The sequence below is a fragment of the Nitrosomonas sp. HPC101 genome, from assembly GCF_009833125.1.
Taxonomy (GTDB): domain Bacteria; phylum Pseudomonadota; class Gammaproteobacteria; order Burkholderiales; family Nitrosomonadaceae; genus Nitrosomonas.
Map to the genome: position 1 here is coordinate 90,221 of NZ_QRCC01000009.1, position 13,154 is coordinate 103,374.

Annotated in this window: 12 protein-coding genes and 1 CRISPR repeat array; of the genes, 2 read left to right on the plus strand and 10 right to left on the minus strand. The window is 54.1% G+C overall.

Annotated elements, in window-relative coordinates:
• Positions 1–21: 21 nt before the first annotated feature.
• On the minus strand, positions 22–1,188 hold the full coding sequence (gene csx2 / locus ABO04_RS06830; RefSeq protein WP_160809929.1) for a TIGR02221 family CRISPR-associated protein: 1,167 nt from the start codon (positions 1,186–1,188) through the stop codon (positions 22–24).
• 133 nt (positions 1,189–1,321) lie between these two features.
• Between csx2 and ABO04_RS06835 the strand changes: the two genes are divergently transcribed.
• Both ABO04_RS06835 and ABO04_RS06840 read left to right on the plus strand, forming a co-directional pair.
• A complete protein-coding gene (locus ABO04_RS06835; RefSeq protein ID WP_160809930.1) occupies positions 1,322–1,531 on the plus strand; it encodes a hypothetical protein in 210 nt (69 codons plus the stop codon).
• Entirely contained in the window at positions 1,531–1,809 is a 279-nt protein-coding gene (locus ABO04_RS06840) for a type II toxin-antitoxin system RelE/ParE family toxin (protein ID WP_160809931.1), read from the plus strand. The genes ABO04_RS06835 and ABO04_RS06840 overlap by 1 nt, the downstream gene beginning before the upstream one ends.
• 15 nt (positions 1,810–1,824) lie before the next feature.
• Here the strand turns inward: ABO04_RS06840 and csx16 are convergent, their stop codons facing one another.
• The 9 genes from csx16 to ABO04_RS06885 all read right to left on the minus strand — a co-directional run bounded on the left by csx16 (position 1,825) and on the right by ABO04_RS06885 (position 13,127).
• Entirely contained in the window at positions 1,825–2,121 is a 297-nt protein-coding gene (gene csx16, locus ABO04_RS06845) for a CRISPR-associated protein Csx16 (protein ID WP_160809932.1), read from the minus strand.
• A complete protein-coding gene (gene cas6 / locus ABO04_RS06850; RefSeq protein ID WP_160809933.1) occupies positions 2,118–3,065 on the minus strand; it encodes a CRISPR system precrRNA processing endoribonuclease RAMP protein Cas6 in 948 nt (315 codons plus the stop codon). The genes csx16 and cas6 overlap by 4 nt, the downstream gene beginning before the upstream one ends.
• Before the next feature lie 41 nt (positions 3,066–3,106).
• The gene (locus ABO04_RS06855; protein ID WP_160809934.1) at positions 3,107–4,699 is read right to left on the minus strand and encodes an RAMP superfamily CRISPR-associated protein; all 1,593 of its coding nucleotides are present in this window, start codon (positions 4,697–4,699) and stop codon (positions 3,107–3,109) included.
• A 2-nt stretch (positions 4,700–4,701) separates the two neighbouring features.
• Positions 4,702–5,667, minus strand: a complete 966-nt coding sequence (locus tag ABO04_RS06860; RefSeq protein WP_160809935.1) for a hypothetical protein — start codon at positions 5,665–5,667, stop codon at positions 4,702–4,704.
• A gap of 4 nt (positions 5,668–5,671) precedes the next feature.
• On the minus strand, positions 5,672–6,388 hold the full coding sequence (gene csm3, locus ABO04_RS06865; RefSeq protein ID WP_160809936.1) for a type III-A CRISPR-associated RAMP protein Csm3: 717 nt from the start codon (positions 6,386–6,388) through the stop codon (positions 5,672–5,674).
• 51 nt (positions 6,389–6,439) lie between these two features.
• Entirely contained in the window at positions 6,440–6,829 is a 390-nt protein-coding gene (gene csm2, locus ABO04_RS06870) for a type III-A CRISPR-associated protein Csm2 (protein ID WP_160809937.1), read from the minus strand.
• An 88-nt stretch (positions 6,830–6,917) separates the two neighbouring features.
• Entirely contained in the window at positions 6,918–9,470 is a 2,553-nt protein-coding gene (gene cas10 / locus ABO04_RS06875; protein WP_160809938.1) for a type III-A CRISPR-associated protein Cas10/Csm1, read from the minus strand.
• 210 nt (positions 9,471–9,680) lie between these two features.
• A CRISPR array of direct repeats spans positions 9,681–10,344; the repeat unit is 36 nt; unit sequence GTCTCAATCCCTTTGAAATCAGGGCATGGGTGTTTC.
• A 198-nt stretch (positions 10,345–10,542) separates the two neighbouring features.
• Positions 10,543–11,907, minus strand: coding sequence for a hypothetical protein (locus tag ABO04_RS06880; protein ID WP_160809939.1), 1,365 nt, complete (start codon positions 11,905–11,907; stop codon positions 10,543–10,545).
• A 161-nt stretch (positions 11,908–12,068) separates the two neighbouring features.
• Positions 12,069–13,127, minus strand: a complete 1,059-nt coding sequence (locus tag ABO04_RS06885) for an AI-2E family transporter (RefSeq protein WP_160809940.1) — start codon at positions 13,125–13,127, stop codon at positions 12,069–12,071.
• Positions 13,128–13,154: the final 27 nt, after the last annotated feature.

The window sequence follows — 13,154 nt, forward strand, 5'->3', positions numbered from 1 at the left end:
GAGAATCAAGTAATCGGATGATCAGGAAAATAGCGTTCGGCGGAATCCCTTGAGCCGCGTTTTGAGGCGATCTTCATCACTGATCAGATTTCTGATCTCATTTCTGTCTGACCTGACGCCATGAGCAAGCGCATTACGCAGGTGTTCAAGGTCGTAGGCATCCTGGTTATCTTGGCGCAGCTTTTTCCATGCTTCATCACGATCTAAAAAATTATTGGGATTCAATTTTTGTTTAAGCGTGGCACGTGTCACCAGAGATTCGTAAAGATAAATCACGGCTCGCACATAATCGCAGCGTTCAAGGTAGGCATCGGCCAGTGACAATTCCCATGCCGCGCGATCGGTGCCGCGAAACCAGTTGATGCGATTTTTCAGTTCATTGTGAAACAGTTTCCCCATTTGCCCGTTGTGCATTTCAATCGCCGAGAAAACGCTGCTCAAGGTTTCGCGCGCTTTGACGGGATTATTGCAGCGTTCAAAAAAAGCGGCCTGGGACAGTTGTCTGGCTTTGTCTGCGGACAATCCATCCTGCTGCAGCAGCGAAGCAAAAACACCATAGTCGCCATCCTTGCCGTAGGTCGCCAGAGATTCAACCCAATCGAGCATGTGCAACATGCCATCGAGTCGTAACACCGGGGTTTCTCCGTTTTCCGATGTCATTTCTAGTGCACCGTAATAAAGTCCGCTAATTTTTACTTTGGCGATATGGGTAAGATAGCGCGCTGCGACCAGCGCAAGCATGGGCAAGTGGCGGAAACCATGTGTTACATCAAGCACGATTTCTTCGTCTTTATGCACCAGCCTGGCCAGTGTCAACAGGATTTCTGTTTGTTCCGCTGTATTTCTGGCATATGGAATCAGATGGCAGATCACTGGAAAACCAAGCTTTTGTGACAGTTTTTCCTCTTGTGCCTTGAGCATGGCAGGTTCCACGCGGGATTCATGTACCGCATCAATCAGGGAGAGCACTTCCTCATCTGTAGCATCACCTTGCTGTTCAAAAAACACATCCCACATGCTGCCCGCTGTTCCGATCAAGATCAGGCGTTGCGGCTTCAGGTATTCTGTCAGTGCCAGCCCCAGAAAAGGGACAGATCGTACGATGCCGTCTTCAAAGCGATAGTTGGCAATCCGATAGCCGGTATTTTTAACCTGGCCTTTACCCAGAAAACTGATAAGCGTGGTCATGGCGTCTCCCTTGTGATGAAATTATGTTTGAATTTTGTACGGCAGCTTCCAATAGCGAAAGAAGTAATATTTTCTTGGTTCCTTATCGGAACTTAAGGATCTATAATGCTTCCCTTTTTCAAAGGAGTTCACTATGTCTGTTAACGTCAAACTGGCCGAAGAACTGGTCGAGTTGGCTAAACACTATGCCGCTATTCAGCATCGTTCCGTGCCCAAGCAAATTGAGTACTGGTCCAGAATAGGGAAAATTGCCGAGGAAAATCCCGATCTGCCTTTCAGTGTCATTCGTGACATCCTGCTAGCCGAACAGGAAGCGCCCATTGGCGAATATCTTTTCAACTGATGCACCTCCTCATTACACCCACCTTTCAGCGGATCATCAAAAAACTGCATCCCCGGCAAAAAGCCATGCTTGATGAAGCAGTGCGTGCCATTGCCGGCAACCCGGGCATAGGTGAAACCAAAACGGGTGATCTCGCCGGGGTGCAGGTCTATAAATTCAAAATGATCCATCAGCCTTGCCTGCTGGCATACCGTGTCGTGGATGCGCAGACCATCAAGCTGCTGATGATTGGACCGCACGAGAATTTTTACCGCAGTCTGAATCAAATGGATGATTAACCGTTGCGCGTATGGTCATGGCGTCTCCTTTTTAACGAAATACTTTTCCAGCCGTGCACCACAGGCCTCCAGCACATCAGCATCCAGCTCCCATCCGCGCAGATGGGCGGGCATGTCGAGCGAGAGGTTGAAGTAACTGGCGCCACGTGCGCAGATAGCCGCTGCCAGATGAACCGGCAATGAACCGATGACGGTATCGCCTGCGGCAACTTCTTCCGGATCGAGGTGGGGAACATACCTGTCCCACGCGATGCCATGGCGCGCGGCCCATTCGATGGCGCCGGGGTGGCGGGTGATAAACCAGATCGTCATGCAGCAACAATCCGGTAGTGCCCCAGGCCAAAGCTGGCATTCTTGCCGGCATGCAACCACTGGCCAAACCACAGCGCGGGCCAGAAAGCAGAAAGATCGCCTTGCAGATCCCAGCGGCCGGTCAATCCGCCCAGCGCCATTTTTTGCTTTTGCCGGCTGGAATAGCGTTGCCAGTCGCGCCAGCTGAGTTGCCGTTTGCCGGTTACACTGCCAGTCAGTTCACCGAGGCAGCGGAAATCCGGCTGCCAGGCCGCTTCGCCATGAAATTCGCTGATCAGTGCCAATCGCCGCACCAGCGCCATGAGCAAGGCGCGTTCCGTGACTGTTTGCGCCTTGAGCGGCACACCGTTGTTCTGCAGGCGCAGCGGGGTGGTGATATGCAGCCGTATTGTGCCGGCAGGCGGTGGCGGGCAGGCAAGCCGGGTTGCATGCGGCTTGATCTGGCCATTTTCCGGTGCATAAACCGGGATAGCGGTTTCCGGTTGTTCCAGCACGATGCCGGTCAGCTCGGCTGTGCCATCATCCGGGCCAATGCCGCGTGCCAGTGCCCGCCGCCACGCCAGAATGGCGATGGGTAGTTCCTGCAGCGCGCGGCCGATCAGCGTGAAATGGAACGACAGCGTATCGCCGGGATGCAGCACGCGCGCGCCCCATTCGGGCGGCTCGATGATGTAGGGCACCGGAATGCGGCTGAAATCCTGCAGCGCATGGTGTGCCGGGGGAACCGGCTCGAACAGCAGCGTGTAAGGGCAATCGCGCCGTAGCGGGCAGGTGGTGCAATCCTTCTCGCGGGTAATACAGCCGATGTTACGCAGCGCATGGCCGAAAGCGCCGCGCAGCGTGGAACCGGCATAATCCGGCAGCCGGATCGGACGGGTTACCACCCAGTCGAAACGATAGCGCGCCAGCTGCTGTGTGAGCGGAGTGTTTGCTATTTCATCCATGATGTATCTGCCAGCCTGTTTCCTTGTCAGCGGTTAATCGGTCAATTTCCGCGCAGCGCGGCCAGCTTGAGTTTTTTCAGCTGATCCTTGTCCATCTGCCGCACCAGCTTGGGCAGCCATTCGCTGATTACCTCCGCCAGCGCGCGTTTTTCTTCTGCAGTCCATTCAGCGTTATCACGTGCCTTGGCTAGCAGCTCGCGTGCCCGGCTGTGAATTTTGTCGTTGAGCGCCTCCTGATGCTTGCCCAGCTGTTCTGCGCGAATCTGACAAAAATGGTGAAATTCCTCGATCTGGCGCTGATTGGGTGTCATGGTTGCCAGCGCCTGCTCGCGTGCGGCAGCGGCTTCGGCTTGTGCCTGTTCTTTTGCGTGTCTGGCAGCCGCTTCCTCGGCTTGACGACGCTGGGCTTCACGCCGCGCTTCGGCGCGGGCATCGGCTGCAGCCAGACGTTCGGCGTGTGCTTCCAGTATCGGTGCGGCGTGTTGGGCAATCTGCTGTTGTACGGTAACAGCCAAATACTGGTGTGCGTCATCGCAACCACTCACCCAGATCCAGCCGAAGGGCAGCAGGTTACCGGCAGCGGCACGGGTAGCACTGGCAAAACGTTTTTCGGTAGTTTCGGGGCGATAACTGGGTGGTTGCCCTTTGGCACCCATAATTTTGATACTGCGTACACCATTCAGCGTGATGGATTCCGCGCCGGAATGTTTACCGATGCGCAGCAGAAATCCTTGCCGGGCTGCGATCAGCTCGCCCAGCTCGTTCGCCAGCAGGGTGCTGATCAGTGCACGCCATTGCGGATCGAGCAACGGTGCAAAAGTCACATGCCGCAGTTCGCTTTCCAGTTGCGGACGGTAGAACGTATTGCAGGCATCGCACAGTGCATTCCAGCTGATTTTTCCGGTCAACCGCAGCTCGCTGCTAAAAGCATCCGGCAGGGTTTCGCGCACGGTTTCAAGGAACACCTTGAGTTCGGAAGGAATGCGTTCGCTCGTTTTTTTCTTTTTGCTGACCGCGTAAAGAATGCGTGTGGGTGGCGCCAGTTGTTCTTCCGGCGCATGCGCATCGGCCAGTGCTACGCTGCGGAAAGGATCGTTTTCGAATTTTCCGGGTTGATAGCCCAGCAGGCGCTGCTGAAGTTGAGATGATTTTTCCTGCTTTTCGATTAAAGATTTTCCTTTGTTCAGTTGATTCAGCCACGCGGTACGGATGCTACCCTTGAGCGAGCTGCCGGGAAGATACGGTGCGCCATCTAGCGGATTGAAGGCGGTTCTGGCCATGGGAAACAGGTTGTAAACAACCCGGCCATCGTGGCTACGCTGTTGCGGCACACCAGCCTTTTCCTCGTATTCACGCGCAATGTCGGCCACTACGTCGATCTGTTGCCGGGCGAATTGAGCAAGATGCGCACGGCGCTGCTTGAAGAATTGTTGTATCGCGCCGATCGGATTGCGTTCATCGGCCAAATGCTGCAGCTTCTGCTTGTCATTGTTATCCAGTGCAGCAGCCAGATCAGCCGGGTCGAGCGCATGCAGCAAACCGTTGTCGATTACGAAATTGCTCGGCTCAAAATCTTCATCGCAGCCGATATGCACGGGCGACAGCGTGGTGATGCGCAGCGGGTGATGGCTCATGCTCATGCGAACTCCTCGATATAAACAGGTAATACCGGCGCATAGCCCTGATGAACGGTTTTTTCATGCACGGTTGAAACGCCGGTAAGTCCGTTACCGGTGAACAGGGGCAGAGGTTGCGTGGTTTGCGGTGTTAGCACGGCGCCGGTGGCAGCCAGCAACAGAGGGCGTTTGAATGGGTTGTCGCCCAGCGCAAGCGCACCGCCGTGGCGGCCAAAACGGGTTTTTACCTGCCAGTAGCTGCGTTCTGGATTGAATCCCCGGCCTTGTGGCGCGCAGGGCGCCAGTGTCCAGCAGGCATTGGCCTGCGGATGGGTTTGCTGGAACAGGGGGGTGTCTGTCAGGCTTTGTACTTCAAATTTGCCCAGCCCGATGCTGGCATCGCGTCCATAACCCAGGCTGCCGATGGTTCCGAGCAGGGTGTGCAATTCGGTGCGTGCGAAGCGCGTTTCATCGAGTACCAGCCATAAGTCGATGCGTTGCCACGGCGCATGAAAAATCTGCATCTGGGTGTAGGGTGCAAATTCGCCCGTTCCGGTAGTGCCGGTGAGCCGGTTCAGTGTGTTGTGAAATGCGGCGGCCTGCACGGGTTTGCCCTGCGCGCAGTAGGCCTCTTCGTCTGCGGCAGCGGCGGCAAGCAGTTGTGGCAATGGCTGGTGGATGGCAGCGTGCGGAATCCAGCGTTTGCTTTTGGCTTCCTTGCGTTTGGCCGGGTCATTTTCGGCTGCTTCATTCCTGGTTGTCAGCAAGGCAGCGGGCACCGTAGGGCGCGGCAGAAAGCCTGCCGGAAAGCCGTCGGACACCACCAGCCAGGGCTGGCCGCTGCCATAGCCAGTGAGCAAATCATCCAGCCGGGCTTCGCCGTAGATTTCGCGGCAGGTATGGCAAAGCTGGCCAAACAGGGTATCGCCTGCCAGCGGCGTGCCCAGCGGGGAGCGTAAGTGGAGAACAGCGTGCAGGGGTGTCATGGTGTCAGGCCGTTTGTTCAAAAGGAGTGATGGCGTCAAAGCGTGGTGTCAGATCGGCGCCGTCCAGCGTCAGTTTTTCAAACTTGAGTTTGCCGTACCCGCGCGAGCCGGAACCGCCGAGGCTGTCGAGTTCGAGCAGCTTCAGCCCCAGCAGCACGGTATCGAGCAGATCTTCTCCGCTCAGCACCTTGAGGGTGAGGGTGAAATCGAATTGCGCGCCGGCAATAACGCGCTCGATAAAACGTGGATGCTCTGCTGTACCGGCAATGCGGTTGATGCTGTTTTCCGATTTGACTTCGGTGGTCAGCAGATGGCGGGAATCCAGTTCTTTTTCTTTCCAGTCCGTGTTCAGCGGGCAATCCCAGAAAGCGAGGCGGGTCGGGCCGATTTTTTCGACGAGTTTGTCATCCGCTTTGTCAGGCGCGCCGCCAAACAGTTGGATAACCGTGCGCCCGGCCAGGTTGTTTTCATCTTTGGCCAGATGGCTGAACGAATAGGGCGCTCCGTTAGCGGCTTGCACCAGGCCATGGCGCCATTCGAGCAGGCTGCGAATTTTGCCTTTCAGCGATGAGCCGGGAATATAGGGCTGGCCTGTAACTGGATGCTTGACGACGGGACTATCGGTGCCGCCGATGCGCATTTCACTGTCACCGGCGCCAATGTGCAGGCCGGATTGAAGGACGATGGTGCCTTTGATTTTCTGGATTTGGGTCAGTTGCATATCGGATTCCTTTTGGAAAATAACTGGAAAATGGTGCTGTGATGCCGGGTTTTATCCTCGGATTCCCTTAAGAAATCCAAGCATCGCCTCGAAATGCAGCCGGAAATGGTTGAGCGTGCGCGGGCTGTCGATTTGGGCGATGCAGCCGCGCAGCCATTTAACAAAATCCTCGGTGAGCAGATCACGTCCTTGGGCATAAACCGCCTTGGCGTTGAGCATGTGGATAAAGGCTTCATAATCCTTGAATTTCTGTTCATCGGTGCCAATGCGTTCCTGCCAGCTGACCAGTTCGTCGTAAAAACGGCGGATCTGGGTGTATTTGTTTTTTTCTCTGCCTTTTCTGTCAGCTTTGGCAGAATCATCAAATGCCTGTGCAATTTTTTCTGCATCGTCAGAAAACAGGGTGATGGGTGGCGGGCTGGTTTTCAGATCAGGGGTCATTTCGTATTCTCCGGAGTTGGTGCGTTGTTGTTATGGTGGAAAAGGATAGCTTGCCGTTCGGATTTGAAGCCGGGCGGCAAGCTTGCCGTCATTGCCGCTGGCGATAGAGCAGTACGGATACCGGCAGGCGGTAAGCGCCCCGGTGTTGTTTCAGCGCGCTACCGCATTCGGCCGCCAGCGCCGGGCCGATGCTCTGCTGTTGTTTGGGCAGGCGTGCGCAGCGGTAAGCCAGCCGTGAGCGCCACAGCGCATCTTCCGGGCGGCGATTGGCATTTTCCGGCCGATCGTGTTCGGCCTGATCCGCCAACCGCAGCAGGTTGTAGATGAAGCCGGTGGAAAGTCCGTTTGCTTTATTAATCAGGTGCTCAAGCGCATTGCGCCGGTTGTCCATCAGTTCGTGCCATTCGTGCCAGCCCACGGTGCTACCCCACAAATTGACGGCATTTTTGCCGGGATGCTGTTTGGCAGCGGCCAATCCGGCTTCGGCTGCGGTGGCGAGATGGCGGGCAGGCACTTTCGGTTGTGTCATGACTGCACCGAGCGAAAAGCTGATGTCGTCCCGCGCTACATAGCGGGCAAATTCACGTCGCATGGCGCCGGCCAGTTCCAGCGTGGATTCCCACGGGCCGATCAGGAAAAAATCATCGCCACCGGCAAATACCGTGTAGGTGTTGCGGAAGCGCCCGTTTTCGCCATGTGCGCAATACCAGGGCAGCCACAGCGCAAAAAAGGCGTTGACTTGGCGTGAGAGCGAAGCCCAGCGGGCAAAGGTGGGTTCTTCAAGGCCACTCTGGAACAGCGTGCCGAGGTTGTCGATATCGCCTTTGAGCGTGATCAGTGCGATTTCACTATTACCGCTGGCAGCAATAGCGTGAAGTGTCTTGAGTTTTCCTGGCGAGGTGTCGCCGATATCTTCCTGATTGAGACGTTTATAAGCTGGATCTTCTTTCTCGTCGTTTTCATTCCAGATTGGCACATGGCTGTTGACGAAGCGGCGGGCGTAGCCGTGGAAACAATGGCCATTGGCTTCCGGCTGATCAAAATCCCAGGTGCGCACCAGTTCGCCTTGTTCGGCCAGTTTGCTGTAATGGCCGGAAATATCCGCTTCATCGACAAATACCAGACGATAGCCGAAGTAACACAGCTCCAGCGGTTTCTTGAAACTGTCCGCCGTATTCAGCACCAGCAGCCGTGCCTTGCGGGTGAGCGCTTCGCCAATGGCGATCTGGTCGCGTGACAGCGCGCAGGAAGCAGGCAGCTCGCCTTCGGCGGCACGATCTGCCGGATAACGGTCGTGATAACCGCAGGGGCCATACGGAAAGCGGGTTTCACGCACGGAAGCGGTGTCGCCACATAAATCAAACCGGCGGTGCTTGGCGATATCGAGTTCGGTAAACAGTCGCTGCGTGAGCGTTTTGAATTGTTTGCTGATCAGGTCATTGCAGCTGGCAGGGGTGGCAGCCAGCCCCACGCTGATTTCGCCGTAAGTGTGTTCAAGACACCATTGGTTGAATAGCTGGCGGCAATCTTTGATGGCTTGCTGTGCATCCGGAGTATTCGGCGCCACGATGAGGAATTTGCCGGCAGCATTGATAATCTGGCTGGTGGAAGGCAGTTGCAGCGCATCGAGCAGCCGCAGCGCGGCCATTTCCGCCAGCAACGCCACCTGGAACGAGCGGCCGCGCAACAGTTTGTGTGCGTGTTTCTGTGTTTGCGCACCTTCGGCAAAAATGAACTGCTGAATGCCGAAGAAATCGCCCTGTACCAGCAGCAGTTTGGGTTCATCCCAGTCCGGGCGTTCCGGATCTTTCAGTTTGGCCAGTGCATTTGCGCCGGTGTTGCTGGTGGCTGCATGCCAACGCCACAGTGCCGTAGCCAGCGCGGCGACTGCCTTGCTGTGATCGTATAGCGAGACATCCGGCACCACGCCCCAGTTGGTGGCTGATGGAATTGCCTGGGTAAACGTCAGCCAGGCAGAATCGAAATGATCCAGCCACAGCGGCCAGTTTTTGCGGTGGGATGTGGGAATAGTTTCCAATGCCTGCAGAAATTGTTGCCACAGCGCGGCGTATTCAGCTTTTGCAGCCTGATCGCTATCCGGTTCTGCAACGGAACGTGCTGCTGGAAAAATTGCCTGCGGATTGAGCGCCTGCAGCGGGTAAACATGCTCGAATTTGTTTTTGGGAGATTGCCCGTTCAGCGTGATCTGCTCAAACAGCGTCACCATGCGCGCCTGAAAACGGTTTTTGTGCGTGGGTGTTATCCCTTCAGCATCATCGTTATATTCATCGAATTTTTTGCGCTCGAAACCGGAAGCCGCCCGATCAGCCGTGGCGATGATCCATTGCAGCAGTGTGTCCGGTTTGTGGTGCGCGGCAGCGGCATTGGCCATGCTGTCGGTAATATCAGCAGCACTGGCACGTCCGGAGAAGGGGGAGACATCGCCCCGCAGCACATCGGGCGCCAGTTGCTCGATGACATCCCATTGATCCGCCGTATGCGCGGCGTGGGAATAGCGATACAGCGTGGTCAGTGCGCCGAGATTGCCCGAAACCGGTTGGCCGGTGCGTTCGTGAAATTTGCCCAGATCGTGCAGCAGCGCCGCAAAAGCAACGCGGCAGGAGGATTGCAGCAGTGTCATAAAAAATTTCCTGTTGATGTGATGGCGCAGATTATGAGCTGGTCAACCGTTGTCGAGCCCGGCGGCAAGCTTGCCAAAAAACAGTTGTGCAACCGTTATCGGCGTGTGGAGCGGATTTTTTAAGGGTATATCTGATCCGGCGGTGTTTCAGGTGGGTGGAGGGTGCAGATGGAGACCGGCAGAAATCTGCGCCTGAGCAAGCATCCACCGGCAATCATCCCTTTCGCGTCAGGGCATGGGTGTTTCAATCAATTCCGGGGTACATCGGCAAAACCGATGCGTCTCAATCCCTTTGAAATCAGGGCATGGGTGTTTCGAAAGGCTTAGCCTGTCAGTTGCCAAATGGATCGTGGTCTCAATCCCTTTGAAATCAGGGCATGGGTGTTTCAGTCATCGCCAAGCAGGACACGGTTATGATACACGTCTCAATCCCTTTGAAATCAGGGCATGGGTGTTTCTAAATATCGCCGCAAACATCGTTATAGACGCTTAGTCTCAATCCCTTTGAAATCAGGGCATGGGTGTTTCCATGATGCAAAAAAACCCCTCTCTCATCAAGGTCTCAATCCCTTTGAAATCAGGGCATGGGTGTTTCAAGATTGCTGGGCTGCATAACAAACAGGGACCATGTCTCAATCCCTTTGAAATCAGGGCATGGGTGTTTCGGATAGTTGTATCAGTATCCTTATTATTTATGGCGTCTCAATCCCTTTGAAATCAGGGCATGGGTGTTTCTTATGCCAATCTTGAGACAGCACTATCCAGGTTGGTCTCAATCCCTTTGAAATCAGGGCATGGGTGTTTCAACGCAACACTAGTAAGGCGAAAGATTCTCGACGTCTCAATCCCTTTGAAATCAGGGCATGGGTGTTTCTGACCACTCTGTTTTTTACCCATAAAATCAAACAATTGCACAGGGAGATGAAGAAAACAGATGGGGTGTTGCAAGTTACCTCCTTTGCGCCAGTCAAGAACAGATTAAACGGCTGTTTTGCTGAAAAATAAAGCACTGTATTCAACCTGAAACCGCTACACACCCGATTGCATGCCAGACGTATTTTCTCATAACGGGCTATATTCCGTTCAACACCAGCTGTTCCGGTTGATTCAGCTCGATTTGCAGTTGCTGGCGGTACAGCTGGACGGTACCTTGCGCGCAAGCCAGGTGGGATACGGCGTTTTGTCCGTTCAGCTGCGTGAATCCGGCGCGATGGTTGCCCCAGATAATCAGAGTCAATCGGTTTTTTGCAGGGTAGGCAGCACCGATTTCAATCCAGGTCGGGCTGCCTTTGATATCCCTGCGCTCGGTAATCCGCATAATTTTGCCGGCGACGGCAATCTGTTTGTTTACGTATGTTACTGCTTCACGCCAGCCAACCGGATTGGCGCAGGATGGGCCTACCACGATCTGTACTGGCTGATCAGCCTGAAATGTTTGCGTCGGTCTGCCATCCGGACTTACAGCAAGCGGATCTGATGATGGATCTCTTGCCGGTTTTCTGACGGGAACCGGTATTTCTGCAGTAATTTGCACTGATGATTCCATCTCACCCGTGAGCAGATCGGCTTTTGCTGTTTCTGCTGGGCTTGCTGCGGCTGCCTGCATTTGCGATTGTGCTGTATCTGTTGCTTTTACCGGCGCGGGGGCTGCTGTGACGGAAGCAGTCAGCGCTTTCAAGTGTGTCTGCGCCGTTTGAACAGCAGACAATCTGTCCGCTGACAGACTGAGAATAAGCGTGACAAAAATGACGGCCAGCAGTGCAGCAAATGCCCAAATGGCTGTTTTCATGATGGAAGCTTCCTTTTCGAGTGTTTGTATCGTATTCAGTGCCTGGTTCAGCGCTTCCAGCCGGGTGGTTTCGCGATCGTTTAATGGCACCGCCCGGCGGGCATGTTCAAGCTGTTGCTGCAGTTGCCGGATTTGTCCGGCGAGTTTTTGTCTTTCAGCTGTGGCTGCAGATTTAGATTCAAATGCAGCCAGCTGAAGATTGAGTTTGCCGATAGTGCGCTCCAGCTGTGCCTGATGCTCACTTTTTTGTCGCTCGCGGCGCAGCAGCAGTTCAATGTGTTTGCGACAGCGGCCAGGATAATCACGCACATCGCTATTGGCAAAGCGCAGTACAAACCAGCCCTGCGAAACCAGCGCCGCCTGTCTGCGCTGCCAGTCGATAAAATCCTGGCGGCTCATACCGCTGCCGGTGCCGCGTTTGTCGTAACCATCGATTTCGATCGCGATTTTTACCAGTTCACCTTCCTGCAGCACAAAATCGCAGTAGCGGGTTCTGCCACCCATATCGGTGAAATGGAATTGTGTGGAAACTGAAGAAAAATCAATATCCCTGATCTTCGACAGTACATTCTCCACAAACAGTTTTTCATAATCGCTGCCGAATTTATCCTCGTTCTCGATCAGCCATTCGTTAAATGTTGTTTCCATATCTGGTGTTCTGACGGTGTTCTGAATTCTGCCCGGTTCCGGTGCAGCTTTATTAACAGCGCCGAGTATGCGTCAGTCCTGATCCGGTATGGAGGGCGGCAAGCTTGCCAGCGGTGCAACGTAACGTCGTAATCGGCATGCCTAACGCCGATACAGCTTCTTTAATTCTTCATTGTTTCCATATATTGTGCGTGCAGATGTCTGAGTAAAACCAGCAAAACTGCGCTGATCGGCAACGCCAGCAAGATTCCGATAAAGCCGAACAGCTGACCAAAAGCCAGTAATGCGAAGATGACCGCCACCGGGTGCAAACCGATACGTTCCCCTACTAATCGGGGAGTGATCAGCATGCTTTCCAGCAGCTGTCCTGATCCGACAACCACCCAGACCGTAATAACGCTACTCCAGTCCTGAAATTGTGTGATCGCTGCAAAAGTTGCCAGCGCGAGTCCGGTTATGGTTCCCAGATAAGGCACAAATACCAGAATGCCGGACATCAATCCAATCGGTAAAGCAAATTCCAGGTTGACCAGCCACAGCCCCGTTACGTAATAAATACTCATGATGGTCATGACCGCCATTTCTCCACGCATGAATTCAGCCAGCACATCATCTGTTTCTTTTGCCAGAGTAAAGGCCTGTTCCTGCCAGACAGGTGGAATCAGCTCTCCTATCTGCCTGACAAGATTATTCCAGTCACGCAACAGGTAAAACAGCACAACCGGCACCAGCACCATGTTCATCAGGAATGTCAAAATGATCAGGCCACCACTCTTCAGGGAAGGCAGTAATCGCGCAGCAATCCCGCCGGCACTTTGCCAGTTTTCTGTCAGCATTTGTTTGAGTGAGGCGATATCAATCTGCAGCTCGATATTGAAATGATCTTCCACCCAGGGAATAAACTGATTTTTCACCAAATCAAGAAAAAACGGAATCCGTTCAATCAGCCGGGAAACCTCCCTTTCGAACAGTGGGAACAAAATCAGCACCATGGCGGTAAATATTCCCATCGTCAGGAGCATGACAAAAATGGTGCTCAATGTTCTGGGAATCTTTCTGATTTCAAGCCAGGTCACCAATGGATTGCAGATATAGGCAATCACTGCTGCCAAAAGAAAGGGCGTTAGAATGGGATTGAGCAGATAAATCAACCCACCGACAATGGCAGTGAGCACTAAATACCAGAGCAGGCGGGAATCCGGGGAATATTTATCGTTCATGGTAAAATCATGCTTTAAAAACCGCAC